A 22312-nucleotide genomic window follows, 5' to 3' on the forward strand; every position below is an offset into this window, starting at 1 on the left:
CCACCATGGAAGCACTCCGCGCCCTCAAACGACGCCTCGCCCGCACCGTCTACAACACCCTCCACCACGACACCACCCAGCAACCAACCACGCTCCCCGCAGCGGCTTGACATAGGAGCAACGCATGGCGGCAGAGCACGTGGTCGTGACGACCACGACCGACTCCGAAAGCGCGGCCCGGGAGCTGGCCGCGAAGGCGATCGAAGCGCGGCTGGGGGCCTGCGCGCAGGTCGTCGGCCCGGTGACCAGCGTCTACCGCTGGGACGGCGAGGTGCGGACCGACCGGGAATGGCGCGTCGAGATCAAGACGACCGCCGAGCGGGTGCCCGCCCTGACCGAGCACCTCGGCCGGCTGCACGGCTACGACCTGCCGGAGGTGATCGCCACCCCGATCGTCGGCGGCAGCGCCGCGTACCTGGCCTGGCTGAGCACCGAAACCGGTGGCTAGATTCGCAGGCATGGAAGACCTCGTGCCGCGCTTCACCACCCTGACCACCGCTCACCTCGCCGACGCCTGCATCCGCGCCGGGCTCCCGGTCCGCTGCGCGCCGGCGGGCACGCGCGCGGTGGAGCCCGGCACCCGGGTGATCGGCCCGGCGGTCCCGGCCCGGCACGTCGGCAGCGTCGACGTCTTCCTGGAGGCGTTCGAGCAGGCCACGCCCGGCGGCGTGCTGGTGGTCGACAACGGCGGCCGCCTCGACGAAAGCTGCGTCGGCGACCTCGTGGTGCTCGAGGCGCGCGCCGCCGGGCTCGCCGGCGTCGTGATCTGGGGCCTGCACCGCGACACCGCCGACATCCGGGCGATCGGGCTGCCGGTGTTCAGCCTGGGCTCGCTGCCCACCGGCCCGCTCAGCCTCGGCCCGCGGGTCGACGGCGGGCTGGCCGAAGCGATCGTCGGCACCTGGCGGATCGGCCCGGGCGACCTCGTGCTCGGGGACGACGACGGCGTCCTGTTCGTCCCGCTGGCCCGGGCGGACGAGCTGTTCACCCTCGCCGAGGGCATCCGGGACACCGAACGCCGTCAGGCCGACCGGATCCGGGGCGGCGAGCCCCTGCGCGAGCAGGTCCGCTTCGCCGAGTTCCTCGCCGCACGCGAACAAGATCCGGCGCTGACGTTCCGCGCGCACCTGCGCGCCGTGGGCGGTGCGATCGAGGAGTGATCACGGCGGCCCGCGAGCGCCTACGATGGACCGACCGACCCGTCCACCGAGGGATGCCCGTGAGCAGCGCCGATGACCCCCGCCCCGTGCGCGTCCTCCTCGTCGAGGACCACGACATGGTGGCCGAGGCCCTGCAGCTGGCCCTCGACCGCGCGGACGGGATCACCGTGATCGGCCGCGCCCGCTCCCGCGCGGAAGCCGTCGCCGACGCGCGCGAGCACGAACCGGACGTCGTGCTGCTCGACCGGCGCCTCGCCGACGGTGACGCCCTCGGCGTGCTCGCGGAGCTCGGCTCCGGCGGTGCCCGGGTGCTCGTGCTGACCGGGGACGCGACCCCGGCGGTCGCCGTCCAGGTCGCCAAGGCGGGCGGGGCCGGGCTCCTGCTCAAGTCGTCTCAGCTGGGTGTGCTGGAGGCGGCCGTCCGCGACGTCGCCGCGGGCGGCGTCGTGTTCGACCAGGAACTGCTGCCCGAGATCTTCGACCGGCTCACCGGACGGCGGCCCGCCCGCGGCACCGAGCTGACCGCGCGCGAGCGCGAAACCCTCGACCTGCTCGCGGAAGGCGCCACCACCGACGAGATCGGCGCGCGCCTCGGCGTCTCGCGCAACACCACGCGCAACCACGTGCAACGGGTGCTGGAAAAGCTCGGCGCGCGGTCGAAGCTCGAAGCGGTCGCGGTCGCGCGCCGGGAGGGCCTCATCGGCTGATGCAGCTGCACCAGCCGCGCGGTCGTGTTTGCATCTCGTGCGGCCGGGCCGGCGGACGCACGCTGGACGACGTGGACCTCCCTGCGCCCTTGACGGCCGAGTGCGCCCTGACCGACCTGGCGGGCGGCATGGCCGTCGTGCGCCGGTTCGCCCGGCTCGCGCTCCAGGCCTGGGCCAGCGGCGCGGACGTCGACGACGCCCTCCTGGTCGTCACCGAGCTCTCGACCAACGCGCTCCGCCACGGCACCGGCCGGCCCGTGCTCCGGCTGAGCGTCGGGGCCGGGCACGTGCGCGTCGAGGTGTTCGACGACGACCCGGCCCCGCCCGTGCGCCGGTCTCCGGGGGCCGACGGGGGCTGGGGCCTCGCCCTCGTCGAGCGGCTCTCCCTGGCCTGGGGGACCGCCCGGCACGGAGCGGGGAAGGTGGTCTGGTGCGCGCTGCCGGCACCGTCGGCCGAACTCGCCGGCTGAGGCCGGCGCGCCCGCGTCGTGCCGGGCGGGCCGCAGTCCGGCACAGTGGCCGCATGGACGACCACGGGATCGCACTGCTGGATCCGGAAGGCCGCGTGACGAGCTGGAACGCGGCGGCCGAACGCATCACGGGCTGGCCGGCGGACGAGGTCGCCGGCCGGCCGTTCGGGGCGTTCGTCCCGCCGGCCGGCGGTGACGACCGGCGGGTCCGCAAGGACGGCGGGCCCTTCCGGGCGAACGTGGTGATCACGCCGTCCTTCGACGAGCAGCACCGGCTGCGGGGGTTCGAGGCGGTCCTGACCGAACACCACGACCCGGCCGGGGACCGGTTGCGGCTGCTCGTCCAGAGCGTCCAGGACTACGCGATCTTCGTGCTCGATCCCGGTGGGTACATCGCGAGCTGGAACGCGGGTGCCGAGCGGATCAAGGGGTGGTCGGCGGAGGAGATCATCGGCCGGCACTTCTCGGTGTTCTACCCGCCGGAGGACGTCGCGGCGGGCAAGCCGGAGCGGGAACTGGAGGTCGCGGTCGAGCAGGGGCGGCTGGAGGACGAGGGCTGGCGGGTGCGCAAGGACGGCACGCGGTTCTGGGCGAACGTGGTGATCACGGCGTTGTTCGACGAGCAGGGGCGGTTGCAGGGCTTCGGGAAGGTCACCCGCGACCGGACGGAACGCCGGGACGCCGAGCAGGCGCTGCGCGAGAGCGAGGAGCGCTTCCGGCTCCTGGTGCAGAACGTGCTCGACTACGGGATCTTCATGCTGGACCCCGGTGGGCACATCTCCAGCTGGAACGCGGGTGCCGAGCGGATCAAGGGGTGGTCGGCGGAGGAGATCATCGGCCGGCACTTCTCGGTGTTCTACCCACCCGAGGACGTCGCGGCCGGGAAGCCCGCTCGGGAGCTGGAAGTCGCGATCGAACACGGGCGGCTGGAGGACGAGGGCTGGCGGGTGCGCAAGGACGGCACCCGGTTCTGGGCGAACGTGGTGATCACGGCGTTGTTCGACGAGCAGGGGCGGTTGCAGGGCTTCGGGAAGGTCACCCGTGACATGACCGAGCGCCGCACCGCCGAGCAGGCGCTGCGCGAACGCCGCCGGCTCGTCGGGCACCTGGTCGACGCGCAGGAGGTCGAACGACGCCGGATCGCCTGGGACGTCCACGACGAGTCCATCCAGTCGATGGTCGCCGTCGGGATGCGCCTGCAACTGCTCGCCTCGCGGCTGCCGGAGCCGCACGCGAGCGCGGTCGAAGGGCTCGACGAATCGGTGCGCGCCGCCATCGGCAGGCTGCGCGACCTGGTGTCCCGGCTGCGCCCGCCGGAACTCGACCGCCACGGCCTCGTCGAGGCCGTGTCCGCGTACGCCGACGACGCCACGGGGCACTGGGGCCTGGCGCACTCGGTGCTCGACGAGCTCACCGCGGAGCCGTCGCCGGAAGCGGCGATCACGATCTACCGGATCTGCCAGGAGGCGCTCAGCAACGTCCACAAGCACGCCCGGGCCACCCGCGTCGACCTGCGACTGTCCACAGTGGACAACGGGACGCTCGTGCGGATCGCCGACGACGGCGTCGGCACGATCGCCGACGGCGCGGGTGCGGGTCACTTCGGGCTGGTGGAGATGCGCGAACGGGCCGAGGCGGCACACGGCTGGCTGTCGGTGACGGGCACCCCCGGCCAGGGCACGGTCGTCGAGTTCTGGCTGCCGAAGCTGCCCGACCTGACGGGACTCGAGCAGTGACCGAGGTGCGGGTGCTGATCTCCGACGACGACGCGATGATCCGAGACGTCCTCAAGGAGGTCCTGGACTCCGAATCCGACATCGCCGTGGTTGCGGTGGCCGGCGACGCCGACGAGGCGATCCGGCTCGCCGAGCGCCACCGGCCCGCGGTCGCGGTCCTCGACGTCCGGATGCCGGGCGGCGGAGGCGCCCGCGCGGCGCGCGAGATCACCCGGTGCAGCCCGGAAACCGCGATCCTGGCCTTCTCGGCCTACGCCGACCGGACTTCGATGGCCGGGCTCGCCGCGGCGGGCGTCACCGAGTACCTCGTGAAGGGCGTGCCGAACGCGAAGATCGTCGAGGCCGTCCGAAGACTGGGGACGCCCCCTTCGTGAGCGCTCAGCCGACCGGGTTCACGACGTCGTCGAAGTCCGTCGGCAGCAGCGCGAACAGCCGCCGGACGGCGCGTGACCGCCCGGGGTCGACCGCCAGGCGCGCCCCGGCGGTGTCGGCGAGCAGTTGCGCCCGCAGCAGCGAGTTCAGCCCGGCGACGGAGAAGAACGTGACGCCGCAGAGGTCGATGACGACCTCCACGAGGTCGCCGCGGATGCGGGACTGGAGGACTTCGTCGAGTCTCCGGGCGGTGCACAGGTCGACTTCGCCGGCCACCCGCACGAGCACGGTGCCCGGAGCGGGGTGCAGGACTCGCAGGGAGAGATGACCACCGGCGTCGAGCCAGCCGGTGGAGAGGAGCTCGTGGTCGGCCGAGCGAGGTTCAGGAACCATCGCGGGCACACCCTTTCGTCGGGCAGCTGGGGGTGCCGGACGCAGGTCGGACGGTGCCCGGTCAAGGCAGCCCGCCGGCCCGGGCGCGGAACGTCCGGCAGCGGCTGACGGCTCAACCGAACCCACAGCATAGTGCATCTGCACTAGTCCAACCACCGCCGGTGACCTCGGGATCGGCCGTGCGGGTTCTGGGGTGACAGCGTGCCCGGCGCCGGAGCGCCGCGCCGGTTCTGCCGTGACACTCGCCTGGCGGGTCGGTGCCGGAGCGGCCAGGCTGGTCGCGCCGCGTGCCCGGGTGTTCGCAACCGACCTGGCGCGCGATCCTGCCACCGAATCCGTGCGGGCGGCTCGCCCGGGCGCGTTCGGCGGGCGGCGGTACGTAGCTCGGCGCGCGCCGCGCCGGTTCTGCCGTGACACCCGTCTGGCGGGTCGGCGCCGGAGCGGCCAGGCTGGTCGCGGGGAGAGGAGGAGCCATGCCCACCACCGTCGTCAACCTGAAGGGCCACCGCGACGACCCGGACTACGCCGACGTCGTCTACGTCGGGCGGCCCATGCACCGGGGCGGCTGGCACCTGGCGGGGTCGAAGCTCGCCAGCCCGTTCCGCCCCGGCCCGGACGGCACCCGCGAGGAGGTCGTCGCGAGGTACCGCGAGTACCTCCTCGCCCGGCCGGACCTGCTCGCGCTCCTGCCCGAGCTGCGCGGAAAGCGCCTCGGGTGCTGGTGCGTGCCGGAGCTGTGCCACGCCCAGGTGATCGCCGACGTCGCGGATCACGGCCCGTAACAATCTGCACCCCCTCCGCGAGTAACCTGGCGACACGAGGGGGTGATCGGTGGTGCCCGGCGGCTTCGATCAGGCGGAACTTCCGGCGGCTCACCGGATCCGGTGGTGGTTCGCGGCGGTGGCGGCGGGGATCGTCGCGGCCGGCTTCGCCGTCGTGCCCTACCTGCCCTTCTTCCAGAACTGGACGTTCGTCCGGGACCCGAAGGTCGCGAGCGTCATCACCTGGACCGTGCTGCAGACGTCGGTCGTGGTGGTCTCCGCCGTGCTGACGCTGTACTTCGTCGGCAGGGCCCGGCTCGAATCGGCGGCTTACCGGGCCAACCAGATCGACATCCGGCTCTTCGCCGACGAGCGGCCGGCCGGCAGCCACGACCGCGAGATCGATTCCGCCGTCGAGCTGACCGCGACCTTCAAGCGGATCCTCAACGACTCCCGCCTCTACACGCCGACCCCGGTGCCCGGCGCCGGCGTGTCCTACGACTTCATCCAGATCGTCGAGCACGCGGGCGACTCCGCGGACGGCTGGTGGAAAGCGGTCAGCAAGCTGGTCCGGCTCGCCCAGCCGCCGGCCGCGTTCACCGTCACCGGCACCATCCGGCCGGGCAACACGACCGGTCGCTACCAGCTCATCCTGGAACTGGTGCGCGTCCCGCGCTTCGCCGCGAGCCCGCTGGTGATCGAGGACGAGAACTGGCCGCGCGTGCTGCACCGCGCGGCGAACGCCGTGGCGGCGCTGGTCATCCCGCGCAGCGCCTACGTCCGTACGAACATCCACTGGGCGGCGTGGCGCGGCGCGAAGATCCCGTACGAGCTGTTCGACGCCTACCAGCGCGCCAACCACTTCATCACCTACCGCCGGTACGACGAGGCCCTCGCCGAGTACTACCGCGCGGTGAGCCTCGACCCGTCGAACGTCTACATCAGACTCGAGATCGCCGCCCTGCAGGAACAGCTGGACCTGCACCTCGACGCGCTCGCGACGTACGACGACGTGATCACCGTCTGCAGCCGGGGCCACCCGAAGCTGGCCCGCTGGTGGATCGGCCCGGACTTCGCGCGCCAGCCGCGCCACGCGGGCCGCGGCCGTGACGTCGCCCTGCTCATCGCCCGCTACCGGCACGCGCTCGTCCTCGGCCACGGCGACTCCGTCGCCGGTTCGTGGTGGGTGCGGCGCACGACGGCCGGCGCGCCCGACGACGCCCGCGCGCTGCGGCGCGCCGAACTCCGGGCGGCCCTGGAGCTGCGCTTCCGCCGGTACGTCGACCTCGACGTCCGGGTGCGGCCGTACGCGATCCCGCGGGAGAAGCGGGTCGAACTGCACCGCCGCGTGCTCCGGGTCCCGGCCGAGGAGATCGTCGTCCACGAGGCGACGCCGGAGAAGCTGGCCGAGTACAACCAGCGCGCCGCCGAAATGCGGTCGTACTTCTGCGCGCTGTCGCAGTACGAGATCGAGCGGCTCGTCGCGGACTACCGCCGGTTCGGGCGGCGCTGGCGCCCCAGCTGGCAGCAGCTGACGAACCGCGCGCTCGACCTGTCGCTGGTCTGGGCGGTGGTGCGGCGCGCGATGGCGGACGTCGAGCCGGTGACCGGCGCGGTCCCCGAGCCCGCGGTCGCCTACCCGGGCAGCCGCGTGCGCCTGGCCGACGTCTGCCCGGACCGGCGCTGGCCGCCGGACCCGAAGGCGCTCGACGACACCGTCGAAGCGGCCGGTCCGCGGAAGTCGTGGGAGGAGTGCTACAACGCGGCGAGCGTGTACGCGGTGGCGATGCTCGAAGTCGGCCCGCGCGGCGAACGCGATCTGCGCGACCGTGCCCGCAACCCGCGTCTGGTCGGCGAAGCACGCGACGAGGTGGCCCGCCGCGCGGTCCGCGAGCTGTACCACGCCGCGACGATCAGCCACAGCGGCCGGCTGCCGGAGCGCCGGTCGTGGGTGATGGGGGAGGACCCCGACCTCGTCGCGCTGCGGGGCCACGAGCTGTTCCGGGTGTTCGAGATGGTGACGTTCTCCCCGGACCGCGCCGCGCCGCTGCGGCCGCAGCGCGCCCACGTCTGGGAGCAGGTCGGCTACGTCCGCCAGCTCGTCGCGGAGATCGCCGGCTGCCGCGCGCACTTCTGGCGGGCCCGGGCGCTCGAACCCGCGCCGGACGGCCGCACGCTCGACCGCTGGCGTTCGGCCGACCGCGACGCCTGGCGCAGGCTCGCCGAGCTGGCTCGCGGCAAGCAGGACTGGTACACGCGCTACCAGGCGATCTGCGCGTTCCGCGCGTGGTCGGCCGACTCGGGCTATCCGGGGTCGATCGCGGGATTCCCGTTGTACAGCGAGGAAAAGCTGCACTCGCAGCTGCGCGGCGCGGCCGGCCCGCGGGTCAAGGCGGGCCTGGACGCGAACGCCGTGGTCCGCGAGTACGTGCGCCTGTGCGACCAGCGGCTCGACCAGCTGACGACCGACATCGCCGAGCTCGTCGAGCAGTCGACGGTCGACGACTTCGCCGGCTGCGCGGACCTGTGGACGGCCCTCGGCTCGTGGTTCGACGACGACATCGCGGACCGCTCGTCCGCCGACGAACGGCGTGAGCGGTTCCGGAAACTGATCCGGTCCTAGACTCACCGGCGTGCGAGAGAGGGTGCGGACGCTGCGCGCGGACGAGCGCGACTACACGTGGCGGGCGACCATCGGCTCCGTCCGCGGCGACGGCATCGACGTCCACCGGTGCATCAGGACGTCCACCGGTGCATCAGGGTGCGCGTCTGGGGTGCCGGCAAGAACAGCCGCACGCTGGAGGCCGACCTGCTTTCTAAGGCCACGAGCAGCGGCTGGACCCCGGCCGACACCGACGGCGCGTACCCGGCGCCGGCCGATGTGCGGCGCCTCGTCGAGCACGCGCTGGCCGCCGGCTGGGATCCCGGCGCGCTCGGCGGGACGTTCCGGCTCACCGAGGCGCACGGGCTGGAGCTTCCGGACTTCCTGATCACCGATCGCCTGCGCGACCCGGGCGCGGCGGACCCGACCGAGCGGGTCCTCCGGGCGTCCGAAGCCTAGGACTGCCGCGTGTAGCGGTGTTTCACCCCGGCCGGGAAGTACTCGGGATCGCCTGCCGGGCGCAGGACGACGTCGGGCCGCTGCCGTTCGGCCGGGACGTAGTGCGCGAATTCGCTGTTGAGCCGCAGCAGCTGCTCGCGCACCGACTCGGCGATGCGGTCCGCGTCGGCGGTGGCGCCCGGTGCCGTCTCCACCGTGATCCGCAGCCGGCGGTCGCGGTCGGCGTCCTCCACCGACTCGATGACGAACTTGCCCGTCACCGAGTCGCTGATGCCCGGCTGTTCCAGCCCGACGGTGACGTTCTCCGGGTAGACGTTCGCACCGAAGAACGAAACAGTGAACAGCGAACGGCCGAACACGTACACGAACGGCAGCTCCGGGCCGGGCGGCGGCGTGAAGCCGTGGCGGGCGCAGTAGGCGAGCAGTTCGTCGTGGGCGATCAGCCCGCCGTCGTCGGCGATGTGGTAGCGGACCAACGGGATCCCGCCGTCACCGGTGAAGACCAGCGTGCCCTCGTGCACTTCGAAGAAGCGGCTCGCCGGGTCGTACTGCACCAGCGTCGGGAGGCGGCCGTCGCCGAACACCTCGCGCGCGAGGTCCGGGTGGTCGGCGAAGAACCGGCGGATGCCCGCCGACACCGGGGTTTCGGTGCCGAGCACGCCCGCGTCGGCCGTCCCGTACAGGGACGCGATGTGGCGCACCGGATCGGCGATCCCGGCCCGCCGGGCCACCAGTTCGCGCCACTGCTCGCTGAACACCTCGCCGGCCAGCACGAGCTTGATCGCGTACGCCGGCCAGTCGACGCCCTCGGCCAGGCCGGTGTCGACGACGTCCTTGACGAACGGCGGGTAGCCCAGCAGCACCACCTGCTCGAAGTGCGGCGCGAGCTCGGGCAGCACGCGCAGGATCTCGGCCTTGTTGTTGCCCGGCGCCACGACGGTGATCGGGCAGCCCTTGGCCGCGAGGTGACGCACGCAGGCCGTGGTGAACAGGCCGCCCACCCAGGTACCGAGCGGGAAGCAGACGACGGCCAGCGTGCTGCGCTCGGCGGCCTCGAACGCGTCCACCAGCACGGTTTCGAACCGGCGCGCCACGTGCAGCTCGTCTTCGAGGGCGCGCGGCCAGACGGTCGGGTGACCGCTGGACCCGGAGGAGACGGCGATCATGTCGAGCCCGGCGAAGGTGCCGTCGCGGCACAGCTCGGGCAGCGGGTACCTGCGGTGGTAGCCGGCCTTGTCGACGAGCGGCAGCTTGGCGAAGTCGGCCATCGTCCGGACGTCCTCGGGCGTGATCCCGTGCTCCCGCAGGAACTTCCGGTACGCGGGCACGGTCTCCGCGGTCCGGTGGAACAGCGCGAGGACGTGGTCCGCGGGCGGCGGCGCGGGCGGGCCGAAGAACGAGTCGAACGCCTGCCGCACGCGGGTCTGCCGGCCGAGGTCCATGATCGGAGCATAGCGGCCGGAGCGTGTCATGATGGGCGGCGTGAGCACCTCCGCCGAGCAGCAGCCCGCCGGCCCGCCGTTGACCCTCTACCTGGTCAAACGGCTCGAGCTGGCGATCCGCGCGCTGCTCGACGACGCCCTCCGGCCGGTCGGGCTCACGACATTGCAGTACACCGCGCTGACCGTGCTGGAGGCGAGTGGCGCGCTGTCGTCGGCGCAGCTCGCCCGGCGCTCGTTCCTGCGCCCGCAGACCATGCACGAAATGGTGCTGGCCCTGGAAAAGCGCGGGCTGATCGCCCGGACCCCGAAGCCGGAGAACAAGCGCGTCCTGCTGGCCGGCCTGACCGACGCGGGCCGCGCGCTGCTCGTCGCGTGCGCACCGGCGGTCGCGGAGGTGGAGGACGCGCTGCTGGCCGACCTGAGCCCGGGCCAGCGCGCGACGTTCCGCGAGGGCCTCCAGCACGGCGTGTTGACGCTGGGTGCGTTGTCGGAGCTCCGACGCTCTCAGGAAGCCTGATTTACCGCGGAGCTACGTTTCCGCGTGCGACTGGGTCATCCGGCTACTCCACCTGGACGGTCAAATCAGGCTTGCTGAGACCTCTGCGCTAGGCCGGTCGAGTGGAAGCGGCAGGCGGCGCGTAGCTCGCGTGTGGTGGCGGGCGTTGGAGGGTACGTCCCAGATCTGCATCTCGCATTCTGGAGGTTCGCCGACCGTGACCGGGGCTCGCGACGTGGCTGGCACAGTGGCCGCCGCCCGACGGCTCCTGGCGGTCGCCGGAGCCATCGCCGGGTTCTGGCTGCTGTCGTGGCTCGTGTCGGGGCACGCCCAGGCGGACCCGCTGGGTGCGGTGGTTCCACCGGCGGGTTCCGGTGTGGTGGCACCGGCGGCGGGGTCCGCGGTTGCGGGGGCTTCGCAGGCGCGGCCTGCCGTGCGGGCGGGGTCGGCGCCGGTGGCAGAGCCGGTTTCGCAGCCGCGGTCCGCGGCGCGGGTCCGTTCGGCGGCGCCGGTTTCTCGGCCGTCGGCCACTGAGCCGATCGTGGCGTTGGTGAGGCCTGCGGTGCCGGTGGCCGGGTTGGCCACACCCGCGGTACGGCCGGTCGCGACGTCGGCCCGGTCTGTGGCGGCGCCGGTCGTGGCGTTGGCGAAGCCAGTGGTGGATGCGGTTGTGCTTCCGGCGGTGCCGGTGGCCGGTGCGGCTACACCCGTGGTGCGCCCGGTCGCGGAATCGGCCCGGTCTGGGGTGGATCCGGTCGTGGCGTTGGCGAATCCTGTGGTGGCGCGGGTTTCCCGTCCGGTGGCCGATGTGGTCAAGCTTGCGGAACCCGTCGCGCGAGGGGTGGCTTCCACCGCGCCGGTGATCGAACCCGTGGTGAACGCAGTCGCGCCGGTCTCGCGAGTCGTCGGGTCCGTCGTCCCGGTGATCAAGCCGGTGCTGGATGCCACCGCGCCCGTCATCGAACCGGTCGCCACTGGCGTCTCGCCCGGGACCACTGCCCCGACCGCCCGGCCCGGCATCGTCACCCCGCTCACCGAGCCGGTCGATGCCGAAACCCCGCTCGCGAACCCGCTGACCCGCGAGGCCGACCTCGGGCGAGCAACCCAAGCCGCCCCACCGAAAGCCAAGCCGGCCGGACAGGTCCCGGCCTCCCGCACCCGGCCGGCCGTAACCACGAAGACACCGGAGCACCGCACCTCGGCGACGACCGCGCACCAGCCGGGGGACCCCCCGGGCCCGCGGGGCCCGGCCCCCGCCGATGCCGCCTGGGGGAGCAGCCCCACCGTTCCTCCCGCCTTCCTCACCCCCGGCTCCGGACCCCGCGCCACCCGGGCGTTCGCGCCGTCGCACGGGGACTTCCTGCCGCTCTGGCGGCCGTGCAAGCCGGGCACCGGCCCCGGCTAGACCCGTCCCGGACTCCCGATCCGTCGTGCGCTCCGCGGCGTGCTCCGCGCTGCCCGCGACAACCAGAACGCAACCCACACGTGGAAGAGGGACGAAGATGGAAGCGAGTGTGTTCGACCTCGGGAAGGTGCGAAGAGACGCGGTGGTCACCGTCCGCCTGGACGCGATGGCCAACGTCAGGCTCCTGACGGAGGTCAACTTCCAGGCTTACCGGCGCCGGCAGTACTACCGGATGCACGGCGGCGTGGCCACCGCACCGATGTTCAAGATCCACATCCCCGCCAACGCCCACTGGTTCCTGGTCGTCGACGCGGAAGGGCTGGAGAAGCTGCCCTCGCGTCCCCGGGTGAACGTCGAACCCGAGCCGGCCGTCACCGCCCGTGGGCGCAGCGGCCGGCGGTGACCGTCACCGCGACCTTCGCGGCCCCGATCGCGTCTTCGGGGCCGGCGATCGAAGACCACGAGGCCGGCACGGTGGCCGGGGCGTAGTGCCCCCGTGTCGTGGATGCCCTGCGGCGGGTCGGACCGCTCACCGACGCGGCCGGCCCGGCTCGCGGCAGGGCACCGAACGAGTACTGCCACGACGCCCGTTCGGCCGGGCACCGTCGCCGGCCGCGGTGATCCGATCCCCGGTGACGGCCACGAACCCCGGCCCGGGTGCGCGGGACCACCGGTGACCCGCACCGGACCGGCGATCCCACTGGTCCGCACCCTCCTCGCGACCCCGACCAACGGCGGATTTACAACGTTGTACCAACGATGTAAATCTATCTCCGCACCGGCTCGTACGCCGTTGGAAGGGGCCACTGATGTCCTCCCTGGAACTGACTCGCCGTGATCTGCTCCGGCTCGCCGGGGGCTCGGCCGCCGCCGTGGCCGTGGCGCTGTGGCTGCCCGGGACGGCGGCCGCCGCGGGTACCTTCAGCCCGATCCGGCCGCCCGCCACTCCGCTGATCGTGCGTTCTCCCTACCTGTCCACCTGGCAGGCGAGCGACACCCTGCCCGGCACCTGGTCGAGCTTCTGGACCGGCCACATCACCGCCCTGTGCGGGCTCGCCCGCATCGACGGCGCCGCGTACGTCTTCGCCGGCTCGCCCGCCTTGCCGTCCGGGCCGGCCCTCACCCCGATGACCCAGGTGAGCCTGCAGGTCACCGGTACCCGCTCGACCTACGTCCTCACCGGCGGCGGGGTGAACCTGACCGTCACGTTCTTCTCTCCGGTCGACCCGGCGAACCTGCAGCGCCAGTGCGTCCCGTTCGGCTACGTGACCCTTCAGGCCGCCAGCGCCGACGGCCGCGCGCACGCCGTCGACCTGCACTTCGACACCTCGGCCGAGTGGGTGCACGGCGACACCTCGGCCCAGGTCACCTGGACGCAGCAGCAGTCGGGTGGCTACACGCTCCTGAGCTGCACCCCGGCGAGCCCGGGCGTGCTGCAGGAGAACGGCGACCAGGCAAGCTGGGGGCAGCTGGTGCTCGCCGCGCCGACGTCCGGCGTGAGCTGGCAGATCGGGCAGGACACCGTCGTGCGCGCCGCGTCGGCCGGCCAAGGCGGCCTCGCCAACACCAGCGACGCCGCCCAGCCGCGCGCGATCAGCGACCGCTGGCCGGTGCTGGCCTTCAACAAGAACCTCGGCACGATCCCGGCGGGCGGTTCGTCGAGCCCGTTCACGCTCGCGATCGGGCACGTCCGCACACCCGCGGTCCGCTACCTCGGCACCCCGCTGAACCCGTGGTGGACGCACTACTGGGGCAGCTGGCAGGACATGGCCGTCTGGTTCGCGAACGACTACGCGAGCGCGCTGTCGGCCGCGACCGCGATCGACCAGCGGCTGCACGACGACGCCGTCGCGGCGGCCGGCGGCGGCAGCACGGGCGAGCACTACGCCGGGATCTGCGCGCTGGCGCTGCGCCAGGCCTTCGGCGGCACCGAGCTCGTCGACCGCGGCGGCTCGCCGTGGGGCTTCCTCAAGGAAATCTCCTCCAACGGCAACATGTCCACTGTGGACGTCACCTACCCGGCGTTCCCGGCCTACCTCTACCTTTCCCCGGCCTACCTGCGGCTGATCCTGGAGCCGCTGCTGGACTACGCCGAGCGCGGCGGCTGGCCGATGCAGTACGCCGAGCACGACCTCGGCACCCACTACCCGGACGCGACCGGCCACAACGACGGCAACGAGGAGAGCATGCCGGTCGAGGAGTCGGCCAACATGCTGATCATGGCCGCCGCGCTCGTGCAGCGGCTGCCCTCGGCCGACGCCGTGGCCTTCGCGAACACCCACTACCGGATCCTGCGCCAGTGGGCGGAGTACCTGATCGGCAACACCCTGGACCCCGGCTTCCAGAACCAGACCGACGACTTCACCGGGTTCATCGCGCACAGCGCCAACCTCGCGCTGAAGGGCATCGTCGGCGTCGGTGCGATGGGGGTGATCGCCGCCGCCGTCGGCAACACCGCCGACGCCCAGCGCTACCGCTCGGTGTCCCGCAGTTACGTCAGCCAGTGGGTGACGCTCGCGCAGGACTCGTCGAACCAGCACCTCAAGCTCGCCTACGACCAGGCCGGGACGTGGAGCCTGAAGTACAACGGCTTCGCCGACCGCGTCCTCGGCCTCGACCTGGTCCCGCTGGGCGTCGCGGCGCAGGAAGCGGCCTGGTACCAGGGCCGCGCGGGCGCCCACGGCGTGCTGCTCGACCCGCGCAACGACTACACGAAGGCCGACTGGGAGCTGTGGACCGCGGCCTGGCTGACCGACCAGCCGACCATCCGGACCACGCTGGTCGAAGGCGTCTACAGCTACGCCGACACCACGCCGCAGCGGGTGCCGTTCTCCGACTGGTACGTCGTCGCCGACGCCACCCAGCGCGGGTTCCAGGCCCGGCCGGTCGCCGGCGGCTACCTGGCGCTGCTGACGCGGCCCGCGGCGTCGGCGACGGTGTGGCGGAAGCTGCAGAACCAGCGTTCGGGCAAGGTGCTCGCCGTGTCGAACATGTCGCTCGCCGACACCGCGGAGGTCACGCAGTGGACGGACAACGGCACGGCCGACCACCTCTGGGCGGTCGTCGACAACGGCGACGGCACGGTCCGGATCGTCAACCGCAACAGCGGCAAGATCCTGGCCGTGCACGACCACAGCCTCGACAACGGCGCCCACGTGCAGCAGTTCCAGGACAACGGCACCCCGGACCACAACTGGCGCATCGTCGACGCGGGCGGTGGCTGGTCGAAGATCGTCAACGTCCGCAGCGGCAAGGTGATGGCCGTCGACCAGCAGTCCACCGCCGACGGCGCGCAGGTGACGCAGTGGGAGGACAACGGGACACCGGACCACCTGTGGCGGTTCGTCTGACGCCGTTTGCGAGACTGGCGGAGTGTGTGCCGACCCCCTCCGCCGCTTCCTCGACGACCGGGACCCGCCGACGCCGTGCCTCGTCGTCGACACCGACGCCGTCGCGGCGCGGGCGGTGGAGTTCCGCGCCGCGTTCCCCGGGGCACTGATCCGGTACGCGGTCAAGGCCAACCCGGCGCCGCCGGTGCTCGACGCGCTGGTGGCGGCCGGGATCGGCTTCGACGTCGCCGGGCCCGCCGAGCTCGCGCTGTGTCTCGGGCGCGGCGCGGCCCCGGCGGACCTCGCCTACGGCAACCCGATCAAGAAGCCCCGCGACATCGCCTTCGCGTTCGAGCGCGGCGTCAGGGAGTTCACGTCGGACGCGCCGGACGACGTCGACCACCTGGCCCGGCACGCGCCGGGCTCGGCCGTGTCGGTCCGCGTGGTGCTCGACGCGCCGGACTCGGTGACGCCGTTCGGCCGCAAGTTCGGCTGCGAGCCGGCCGAAGCCCTCGACTTGGTGCTGCGCGCGGCCGCGCGGGGCCTGCGCCCGGGAATTGCGTTCCACGTCGGGTCGCAGCAACCGGACGCCGGCGCGTGGGAGATCGGGGTCGCGACCGCGGCGAAGCTCTTCGCCGAAGCCGCCGCTCAGGGCGTCGGGATGACCCGGCTCAACCTCGGCGGCGGTTTTGCGACGACCCACCGCACCGAGGTCCCTTCGCTGGCCACCTACGCGGAGAAGATCGCCTCGGCGCTCGACGCGCACTTCCCGGCGGCGCGGCCGGAGCTGCTGCTGGAGCCGGGCCGGGTGCTCGTCGCCGACGCCGGGCTGCTGCGCACCGAGGTCGTGCTGGTCGCGCGACGCGGGGAGCGGCGGTGGGTGTACCTCGACATCGGCCGCTACAACGGGCTCGCCGAGGCCGAGAACGAGGCCATCGCCTACCGGTTCGAGCCGGTTTCCCCGCACGACGGCCCGGCCGGGCCGGTGGTGCTCGCCGGGCCGACCTGCGACGGCGACGACGTCCTCTACCAGCGGACGCCGTACGAACTGCCGCTTTCCCTGCGGACCGGTGACCGGCTCGACGTGCCCGGCACCGGCGCCTACACCGCGAGTTACGCGTCGGTGGGGTTCAACGGGATCGAGCCGCTGCGCACCCACTGCGTCGGGCGGTGGGGAGATGCCTGAGATCGGCCGGTTCGCCGGGCGGCACGTGCTGGCCGAGCTGCACGGCGTCGACCCCGCCCTGCTCGACGACGCGGCGCGGCTGGGGGAGCTGCTGCGGGCGGCGGTGACGGAGGCGGGCGCGACGGTCGTCGACGTCGTGGCGAAGCGGTTCGCGCCCCAGGGCGCCACGGTGATCGCGCTGCTCGCCGAGTCGCACGCGTCCGTCCACACCTACCCCGAGCACGGGTCGCTCTTCGCCGACGTCTTCACGTGCGGCGAGCGCGCCGACCCCGAACACGCGCTGCGGCTGCTCGCGAAGTCGCTCGACGCCACCTCGGTCCACCTGTCCGTCCTGCACCGCGGAGAACCCTGATGCCCCTGATCCACGAACCGGTCGGCCCCGGCCTCACCCGCGTCTGGGAGGTCGGCGAGGTGCGGTACGAGGCGCGCACGCAGTACCAGGACGTGCTGATCGCGAAGACCGCGCAGGGGATTTCACTGTTCTGCGACGGGGAACGCCAGAGCACCGAAGCGAGCCAGCTGGTGTACCACGAGGCGCTGATGGTGCCCGCGCTCCTGCTGGCCGAGCAGGTCCGGCGGGTCCTGGTCGTCGGGTCGAGTGAGGGGGTGGCTTCGCAGCTCGCGGTGGCCGCGGGCGCGTCGCTGGTCGACCACGTCGACATCGACGAGCAGGTCGTGCGGGCCTGCGCCGAGCACCTGCCCTACGGCTACACGACCGAGGACCTGGCTCGCGACGGCGGGCCGGTCCGGGTGTCCTTTGCGGACGGCTGGGCGTTCCTGGCCGAAGCCGAGGAGCGGGGTGACACCTACGACGTGGTCGTCATCGACCTGCCCGACGAGACCACCGATCCCGATGCGCAGCACAACCGCTTGTACGGCAAGGACTTCCTCGGCCGGTGCGCTCGCCTCCTGGCGCCCGGCGGGGTCGTGACGTGCCAGGCGGGGTGCCCGACGCTCTGGCGCAACGAGACGCTGCTCGCGTCGTGGCACAGGTTCCGCGAAGTGTTCGGGACGGTCCTGTACTTCGGTTCCGACGAGCACGAGTGGGCGTTCCTCTCCGGACGGACCGACCGCGTCGAGGAGCCGGGCGCGCTGGTGGCGCGGCGGTTCGCCGAGCGGGGGAGCCGGGCCGTGACACTCGACGCCGAAACGCTCCTCGGCGGCGCGATCCCGCCCTATTCGCTCCGGCACTCCAGTGGTCCGGACCACCGGTGACCGTCGATTATCCGCTATTCCGAACTCCGTGAAGATGAATGTGCGGGAAATGGATTTCCCGCACTCCGGGCCGTCGTGTTACTCCGTTCAGTGGCCGTCGAAAAGGTTGCGATCGCGCTACGATCCGTTCCGCGCGCGATCACCGTGACCCCCAGGCACCGTGGCCCATTTGGAGGAGCGTCATGCTCGGTATGTTGGTCGTAGCCGGAATGGTTCTGTCCGCCCTCGCCGGACCCGCCGATTCCCCGGCGGCCTCGGTTCCGACCGAAAAGATCACGCTCGACATCAAGACCATCAACGGGTCCGGCTGCCCCGCGGGCACGGCCACCGCGTCGGCCGACGTCGCGTCCGACAACACCTCGTTCACGGTGCACTACACGAACTTCACCGCCAAGGCCGGCGGCGGCGCGTCCGCGCTCGACGCCCGGAAGAACTGCCAGATCAACGTGCTCGTCCATGTACCGCAAGGGTTCACGTACGCGATCGCCGAGGCGGACTACCGCGGCTTCGCGCACATCGAGAGCGGCGCGAGCGCGCTCGAGCAGGCCAACTACTACTTCGCCGGCACATCGCCCACGGCCCGGGTGCGCCACACCTTCCCCGGCCCGTTCCACGGCGTGTGGCGGGCCACGGACACCACCGACGTCGCCGAGCTCGTCTTCGCCCCGTGCGGCGAAGATCGCAACCTGAACGTCAATGCGGAACTGCGCGCCGACGCGGGCACGTCATCCGCGACCAGTTTCATCGAAATGGATTCCGAACACGCGAGTGTGGACACCATTTACCACTTCGCGTGGAAGACCTGCTGAATTCAGGACCATTTCGCCCCGCGGCCCGCTCACCGGGAAACGTCCCGGTGAGCGGGCTTGCCCGCAAAACGTGGGTGACGAGCAGGGTCACCCCGGCTTCGCCGCCGCAGTCGACGAACACCGGGCCGACGCCGTTGCCGATGTGCTGCGCCAGCGTCGCCTTGGCCACGAAGTGCGCCGGGCCCGCGTCGACGATGCGGATGTTCTCCAGTGACGGGTGCTCCGGGAAGCCGCCGAGCACGGACTTCAGCCCCGTGCCGCCGCCGCAGCCGCCCGTGATGGTCACTTCTTCGCCGCGCCGCGTGGTGGGGTTCGGGCTCACCTGCACGGTGGCGCGCGCCCCCTTCGGCGGTTGCTGCTGACCGGCCATGGTCCCCTCCGCGGTCCCCGATTCCGCCGACGCCGCGCCGGCGATCCCGATGCTCGCCGCCGTGACCAGCCCGGCCGCGACGGCCAGGCCGAGCACCTTCGACTTGCTGTGCATGGTGTTCTCCTCCCGTGGACCCGATCACCGGATCTGCCCGGTCAGTCGCGGCGAGGGGTCGCCGAGGTTCTCGACGGGCGGGAGTGAGACGTGGATCACGCGGGCACGCGCTTCAGGGCACCGGGGGGATTTCCGGCGGGGGAGCGGACTTCAGCCGCGCGGATCGGCGTGCTCGGCTTTCACGGTGGGCACCAGGGAACATCGTCGCTCGAACCGCTCCATGAGGACGGTAGCGATCAGGAGGGCCACTGGGGTGCTCACCGCGATCCACATGCCAGAAGACGTACCCAGCACGGCAAAGTCTCAACCGCCACCGGGTGATCGCCGAGGTCATGGGGTCACTCGGTCGTGGAGAGCCGGGTGATCAGGTCCAAGAGGCCGGCGCGGAAAGCGTCGTCGTCGCCCAGGACTCCGAGCAGCGCGGGTTCCGCGCGCACCGCCCGTTCGTGGACGGCCCGGCCGGGCGCCGTCAACCGGGTGAGGTGACGGCGGGCGTCGGCCGGGTCCGGCGTCCGCGTGACGAACCCCGCCTTGGCGAGCCGGTCGAGGGTGCGGCTCATCGTCTGGTCGGTCACCTGGCAGCGCTGGGCCAGCGCCCGCTGGGACAGCGGCCCGTCCCGCAGCGTGTGGAGCGCGATCAGCCCCGCGTGGGTGAGTCCCATCCCGCCGAGCACGGCCTCCCAGCGGTGCTCCACCAGCCGGGCGGCCACGGCGAGCAGCCGGCCTGTCGGCCAGGTGCTCAGATCGGGTTCGGGGGTTGTGCTCACCGTCACTCCGGGTCGTCGTGCAGAATGTTCAGCCTGCTGAACAATTGGGCGTGTTCACGCTCGAAGGGACCTTAGCGACCATGAACCAGACGCCGCGCCGCCTCCGCTGGCTGATCCCCGCCCTCCTGGTGATCGCCTGGCTCGCGCTGGGCGGTATCGGCGGGCCGTACGCCGGGAAGCTCAGCCAAGTCGCAAAGAACGACAACGCCGCCTTCCTGCCCCGGTCGGCCGAGGCCACCGAGGTCGCCGACGAGCAGAAGGCGTTCACCCCGCGCCAAGTGCTGCCCGCGACCATCGTCGCCGAGCGCACGACCGGCCTCACCGCCGAAGACCGCCGCTTCCTCGACGCCAAGGCCCGGGAGCTCGGCGGAATCCCCGGCGTCGTCGGCCCGCTGGGCACGCCCGAACAGGCACCGCGGGACGACCAGGCCGTCCAGCTCGCCGTGCCGATCCTCGCCGACGGCAACCCCGCCGACGTCGTCAAGGAGGTCCGCGCGCAGCTCACCGGCGCCCCGGCCGGGCTCACCGTGCTGGTCACCGGCCCGGCCGGGCAGATCGCGGACCTGGTCAAGGCCTTCGGCGGCATCGACGGGATCCTGCTGCTCGTCGCCGGGGGCGTGGTCGCGCTGATCCTCATCGCGGTCTACCGCAGCCCGCTGCTGCCGTTCCTGGTGCTGCTGTCCGCCGTGTTCGCGCTCGGGCTCGCCAGCCTCGTCGTCTACCTGCTGGCGAAGAACGACGTCCTCGCGCTCAACGGCCAGAGCCAGGGCATCCTCTCGATCCTCGTCTTCGGCGCGGCGACCGACTACGCGCTCCTGCTCGTCGCGCGGTTCCGCGAGCAGCTGCGCGACACGCCGAGCCGGTTCGACGCGCTGAGGCTCGCCTGGCGCGCGACGCTCGAGCCGATCGCCGCGTCGGCGGGCACCGTGATCCTCGGCGTGCTGTGCCTGCTGTTCAGCGACCTGAACTCCAACAAGGGCCTGGGCCCGGTCGCGGCGATCGGCATCGGCGCCGCCCTGCTCGCGTCCACGACGTTCCTGCCCGCCGCACTGGCGCTCTGCGGCCGCGGCGCGTTCTGGCCGTTCAGGCCCGTGCTCGGCTCGGCCCACCCGGAGACGGCCGGGATCTGGGGCCGCGTCGCGCGGCTGGTCGGCCGCCGGCCGCGCGCGGTCTGGGTCGTGACGGCGCTGGTGCTCGGCATCGGCGTCGCGTTCCTGCCGCAGCTCAAGGCGTCCGGCACCGCGCAGTCCGACGTCTTCCTCACCCAGGTCGAGTCCGGTACCGGCCAGGACGTCCTGGGCCGCCACTTCCCCGGTGGCCTCGGCGCACCGGCGATCACCATCGCCGACGCCGGCGCGGTGCCCGCCGTGCTGGCAGCGTCCAAAATGGACGGAATCGCGCAGTCGGTGCCGCTGCCGAAGGAAGTGCACGGCCGGGTGCAGATCCTGTCCGTGCTGAACGACCCGGCGGACTCCGAGGCGGCGGTCGCGACCGTCGGCCGCCTGCGCGACGCCGTGCACGCGATCCCGGGCGCGAACGCGAAAGTCGGTGGCCCCACGGCGATCCAGCTCGACACGCAGCGGACCTCGGAACGCGACCGCGCGCTGATCATCCCGATCGTGCTGCTGGTGATCTTCCTCGTGCTGGCCCTGCTGCTGCGGTCGCTGCTGGCGCCCCTGCTGCTGATCGCGACGGTGGTGCTGTCGTTCGCGGCGACCATGGGCGTGTCGGCGCTGGTCTTCAACCACCTCCTGGACTTCCCGGGCGCGGACCCCGTGGTGCCGCTGTTCGGGTTCGTCTTCCTGGTGGCGCTCGGGATCGACTACAACATCTTCCTGATGACGCGGGTCCGCGAAGAGGCGCTGACCCGCGGGACGCGGGACGGCACGTTGCGCGGGCTGTCGCTGACCGGCGGCGTGATCACCTCGGCCGGCGTCGTGCTCGCCGCGACGTTCTCCGCGCTCGCGGTGATCCCGATCCTGTTCCTGGCCCAGATCGCGTTCATCGTCGCGTTCGGCGTCCTGCTCGACACGTTCCTGGTGCGGTCGCTGCTGGTGCCCGCGCTGACCGTCGACGTCGGGCGCCGGATCTGGTGGCCGTCGGCGCTGGCGAAGGCTACGAAATCGCCCGCTTGAAGTCCGGGCACTCGACGAGCGGCACGTGGTCGCAGGTCGCCGCGTGCCGCAGGCTGTCGCGCATGCGCGACAGCCGGTCGATGGCGTCGTCCAGCTCGGTCGCCTTGGCGGCCATCCGCTCGCGCAGCGCGTCGTCGCCCGGGGTCGCCACGAGGAACCGCGCGATCTCCGCGATCGTGAAGCCCGCGCCGCGCGCGCAGGCGACGAGGTCGAGCCGGCGCAGGACGTCCGGGTGGTAGGTGCGCCGCAGGCCGTTGCGCCCGGCCGGTTCGACGAGCCCGCGCTTCTCGTAGAACCGCAGCGCCGACGGCGCCAGACCGGACTTCTCGGCGACTTCGGCGATGTCGAGCAGGGTCATCGTGGCCTCCTTGACTTGAAGCGTAG

23 protein-coding genes are annotated in these 22312 nt (G+C 72.5%); 18 read left to right on the plus strand and 5 right to left on the minus strand.

Annotated features, from left to right (window positions below; translation table 11 throughout):
- The first annotated feature begins 124 nt into the window (after window positions 1-124).
- From cutA to ACYVLJ_RS42975, 6 genes are all read left to right on the plus strand, one after another.
- Window positions 125-448, plus strand: a complete 324-nt coding sequence (gene cutA, locus ACYVLJ_RS42950) for a divalent-cation tolerance protein CutA (RefSeq protein ID WP_451972115.1) — start codon at window positions 125-127, stop codon at window positions 446-448.
- Between the two features lie 10 nt (window positions 449-458).
- Window positions 459-1160, plus strand: a complete 702-nt coding sequence (locus tag ACYVLJ_RS42955) for an RraA family protein (RefSeq protein ID WP_451972117.1) — start codon at window positions 459-461, stop codon at window positions 1158-1160.
- Between the two features lie 59 nt (window positions 1161-1219).
- Window positions 1220-1867 carry a response regulator transcription factor gene (locus tag ACYVLJ_RS42960; RefSeq protein WP_451972119.1) on the plus strand — a complete coding sequence of 216 codons (648 nt, stop codon included), beginning with the start codon at window positions 1220-1222 and terminating at the stop codon, window positions 1865-1867.
- 71 nt (window positions 1868-1938) lie between these two features.
- Window positions 1939-2337: an ATP-binding protein gene (locus ACYVLJ_RS42965; RefSeq protein WP_451972121.1), complete on the plus strand. Its 399-nt coding sequence runs from the start codon at window positions 1939-1941 to the stop codon at window positions 2335-2337.
- A 53-nt stretch (window positions 2338-2390) separates the two neighbouring features.
- Complete coding sequence (locus ACYVLJ_RS42970; RefSeq protein ID WP_460443016.1) at window positions 2391-4073, plus strand: PAS domain-containing sensor histidine kinase; 1683 nt, start codon at window positions 2391-2393, stop codon at window positions 4071-4073.
- On the plus strand, window positions 4070-4447 hold the full coding sequence (locus ACYVLJ_RS42975) for a response regulator (protein WP_460443017.1): 378 nt from the start codon (window positions 4070-4072) through the stop codon (window positions 4445-4447). The genes ACYVLJ_RS42970 and ACYVLJ_RS42975 overlap by 4 nt, the downstream gene beginning before the upstream one ends.
- Before the next feature lie 4 nt (window positions 4448-4451).
- Here ACYVLJ_RS42975 and ACYVLJ_RS42980 read toward each other — a convergent pair whose 3' ends face one another.
- Window positions 4452-4838, minus strand: a complete 387-nt coding sequence (locus tag ACYVLJ_RS42980; RefSeq protein ID WP_460443018.1) for an STAS domain-containing protein — start codon at window positions 4836-4838, stop codon at window positions 4452-4454.
- A 473-nt stretch (window positions 4839-5311) separates the two neighbouring features.
- Between ACYVLJ_RS42980 and ACYVLJ_RS42985 the strand changes: the two genes are divergently transcribed.
- The 3 genes from ACYVLJ_RS42985 to ACYVLJ_RS42995 all read left to right on the plus strand — a co-directional run bounded on the left by ACYVLJ_RS42985 (window position 5312) and on the right by ACYVLJ_RS42995 (window position 8660).
- Window positions 5312-5620 carry a DUF4326 domain-containing protein gene (locus tag ACYVLJ_RS42985; RefSeq protein WP_451972128.1) on the plus strand — a complete coding sequence of 103 codons (309 nt, stop codon included), beginning with the start codon at window positions 5312-5314 and terminating at the stop codon, window positions 5618-5620.
- Between the two features lie 52 nt (window positions 5621-5672).
- Entirely contained in the window at window positions 5673-8222 is a 2550-nt protein-coding gene (locus tag ACYVLJ_RS42990) for a tetratricopeptide repeat protein (protein WP_460443019.1), read from the plus strand.
- Between the two features lie 138 nt (window positions 8223-8360).
- Entirely contained in the window at window positions 8361-8660 is a 300-nt protein-coding gene (locus ACYVLJ_RS42995) for a hypothetical protein (RefSeq protein ID WP_460443020.1), read from the plus strand.
- On the opposite strand, the gene ACYVLJ_RS43000 is transcribed toward ACYVLJ_RS42995, so the two are convergent.
- A complete protein-coding gene (locus ACYVLJ_RS43000; protein WP_460443021.1) occupies window positions 8657-10102 on the minus strand; it encodes a phenylacetate--CoA ligase family protein in 1446 nt (481 codons plus the stop codon). The genes ACYVLJ_RS42995 and ACYVLJ_RS43000 overlap by 4 nt on opposite strands.
- Before the next feature lie 28 nt (window positions 10103-10130).
- Here ACYVLJ_RS43000 and ACYVLJ_RS43005 point away from each other — a divergent pair, with 28 nt between their 5' ends.
- The 8 genes from ACYVLJ_RS43005 to ACYVLJ_RS43040 all read left to right on the plus strand — a co-directional run bounded on the left by ACYVLJ_RS43005 (window position 10131) and on the right by ACYVLJ_RS43040 (window position 18542).
- Window positions 10131-10619, plus strand: coding sequence for a MarR family winged helix-turn-helix transcriptional regulator (locus ACYVLJ_RS43005; protein WP_451972136.1), 489 nt, complete (start codon window positions 10131-10133; stop codon window positions 10617-10619).
- Between the two features lie 196 nt (window positions 10620-10815).
- A complete protein-coding gene (locus ACYVLJ_RS43010; protein ID WP_460443022.1) occupies window positions 10816-12003 on the plus strand; it encodes a hypothetical protein in 1188 nt (395 codons plus the stop codon).
- A gap of 97 nt (window positions 12004-12100) precedes the next feature.
- Window positions 12101-12406, plus strand: a complete 306-nt coding sequence (locus ACYVLJ_RS43015) for a DUF1883 domain-containing protein (protein WP_451972139.1) — start codon at window positions 12101-12103, stop codon at window positions 12404-12406.
- Window positions 12407-12812: 406 nt separating this feature from the next.
- A complete protein-coding gene (locus ACYVLJ_RS43020) occupies window positions 12813-15353 on the plus strand; it encodes a glutaminase domain-containing protein (protein ID WP_460443023.1) in 2541 nt (846 codons plus the stop codon).
- 22 nt (window positions 15354-15375) lie between these two features.
- Window positions 15376-16518: a type III PLP-dependent enzyme gene (locus ACYVLJ_RS43025; protein WP_460443024.1), complete on the plus strand. Its 1143-nt coding sequence runs from the start codon at window positions 15376-15378 to the stop codon at window positions 16516-16518.
- Window positions 16511-16870, plus strand: coding sequence for an S-adenosylmethionine decarboxylase family protein (speD, locus tag ACYVLJ_RS43030; protein WP_460443025.1), 360 nt, complete (start codon window positions 16511-16513; stop codon window positions 16868-16870). The genes ACYVLJ_RS43025 and speD overlap by 8 nt, the downstream gene beginning before the upstream one ends.
- Window positions 16870-17733, plus strand: a complete 864-nt coding sequence (locus tag ACYVLJ_RS43035) for a spermidine synthase (protein ID WP_460443026.1) — start codon at window positions 16870-16872, stop codon at window positions 17731-17733. The genes speD and ACYVLJ_RS43035 overlap by 1 nt, the downstream gene beginning before the upstream one ends.
- A 182-nt stretch (window positions 17734-17915) precedes the next feature.
- Window positions 17916-18542: a DUF4360 domain-containing protein gene (locus ACYVLJ_RS43040; protein WP_451972149.1), complete on the plus strand. Its 627-nt coding sequence runs from the start codon at window positions 17916-17918 to the stop codon at window positions 18540-18542.
- Here ACYVLJ_RS43040 and ACYVLJ_RS43045 read toward each other — a convergent pair.
- Together ACYVLJ_RS43045 and ACYVLJ_RS43050 are read right to left on the minus strand one after the other, a co-directional pair.
- Window positions 18475-19026 (minus strand): hypothetical protein, encoded by a 552-nt coding sequence (locus ACYVLJ_RS43045; protein ID WP_460443027.1) that lies wholly within the window; start codon window positions 19024-19026, stop codon window positions 18475-18477. The two genes, ACYVLJ_RS43040 and ACYVLJ_RS43045, sit on opposite strands and share 68 nt — an antisense overlap.
- A gap of 338 nt (window positions 19027-19364) precedes the next feature.
- Window positions 19365-19799: a MarR family winged helix-turn-helix transcriptional regulator gene (locus tag ACYVLJ_RS43050; RefSeq protein WP_451972153.1), complete on the minus strand. Its 435-nt coding sequence runs from the start codon at window positions 19797-19799 to the stop codon at window positions 19365-19367.
- A gap of 74 nt (window positions 19800-19873) precedes the next feature.
- On the opposite strand from ACYVLJ_RS43050, the gene ACYVLJ_RS43055 reads away from it, so the two are divergent.
- Window positions 19874-21928 carry an MMPL family transporter gene (locus ACYVLJ_RS43055; protein WP_460443028.1) on the plus strand — a complete coding sequence of 685 codons (2055 nt, stop codon included), beginning with the start codon at window positions 19874-19876 and terminating at the stop codon, window positions 21926-21928.
- On the opposite strand, the gene ACYVLJ_RS43060 is transcribed toward ACYVLJ_RS43055, so the two are convergent.
- Window positions 21909-22286 carry a MerR family transcriptional regulator gene (locus ACYVLJ_RS43060; protein ID WP_451972157.1) on the minus strand — a complete coding sequence of 126 codons (378 nt, stop codon included), beginning with the start codon at window positions 22284-22286 and terminating at the stop codon, window positions 21909-21911. The two genes, ACYVLJ_RS43055 and ACYVLJ_RS43060, sit on opposite strands and share 20 nt — an antisense overlap.
- Between the last annotated feature and the right edge of the window lie 26 nt (window positions 22287-22312).

Source organism: Amycolatopsis stemonae, from assembly GCF_054781455.1.

What these genes read in the sequence shown, in the direction of transcription:
- speD (WP_460443025.1), top strand. Translation starts at nt 16,511, where the DNA reads ATGCCTGAGATCGGCCGGTTCGCCGGGCGGCACGTGCTGGCCGAGCTG.
- ACYVLJ_RS43020 (WP_460443023.1), top strand. Translation starts at nt 12,813, where the DNA reads ATGTCCTCCCTGGAACTGACTCGCCGTGATCTGCTCCGGCTCGCCGGG.
- ACYVLJ_RS43045 (WP_460443027.1), bottom strand. Translation starts at nt 19,026, where the DNA reads ATGCACAGCAAGTCGAAGGTGCTCGGCCTGGCCGTCGCGGCCGGGCTG.
- ACYVLJ_RS42955 (WP_451972117.1), top strand. Translation starts at nt 459, where the DNA reads ATGGAAGACCTCGTGCCGCGCTTCACCACCCTGACCACCGCTCACCTC.
- ACYVLJ_RS42985 (WP_451972128.1), top strand. Translation starts at nt 5,312, where the DNA reads ATGCCCACCACCGTCGTCAACCTGAAGGGCCACCGCGACGACCCGGAC.
- ACYVLJ_RS42980 (WP_460443018.1), bottom strand. Translation starts at nt 4,838, where the DNA reads ATGGTTCCTGAACCTCGCTCGGCCGACCACGAGCTCCTCTCCACCGGC.
- ACYVLJ_RS43040 (WP_451972149.1), top strand. Translation starts at nt 17,916, where the DNA reads ATGCTCGGTATGTTGGTCGTAGCCGGAATGGTTCTGTCCGCCCTCGCC.
- ACYVLJ_RS43015 (WP_451972139.1), top strand. Translation starts at nt 12,101, where the DNA reads ATGGAAGCGAGTGTGTTCGACCTCGGGAAGGTGCGAAGAGACGCGGTG.
- ACYVLJ_RS43005 (WP_451972136.1), top strand. Translation starts at nt 10,131, where the DNA reads ATGATGGGCGGCGTGAGCACCTCCGCCGAGCAGCAGCCCGCCGGCCCG.
- cutA (WP_451972115.1), top strand. Translation starts at nt 125, where the DNA reads ATGGCGGCAGAGCACGTGGTCGTGACGACCACGACCGACTCCGAAAGC.
- ACYVLJ_RS43055 (WP_460443028.1), top strand. Translation starts at nt 19,874, where the DNA reads ATGAACCAGACGCCGCGCCGCCTCCGCTGGCTGATCCCCGCCCTCCTG.
- ACYVLJ_RS42970 (WP_460443016.1), top strand. Translation starts at nt 2,391, where the DNA reads ATGGACGACCACGGGATCGCACTGCTGGATCCGGAAGGCCGCGTGACG.
- ACYVLJ_RS43060 (WP_451972157.1), bottom strand. Translation starts at nt 22,286, where the DNA reads ATGACCCTGCTCGACATCGCCGAAGTCGCCGAGAAGTCCGGTCTGGCG.
- ACYVLJ_RS43035 (WP_460443026.1), top strand. Translation starts at nt 16,870, where the DNA reads ATGCCCCTGATCCACGAACCGGTCGGCCCCGGCCTCACCCGCGTCTGG.
- ACYVLJ_RS43000 (WP_460443021.1), bottom strand. Translation starts at nt 10,102, where the DNA reads ATGGACCTCGGCCGGCAGACCCGCGTGCGGCAGGCGTTCGACTCGTTC.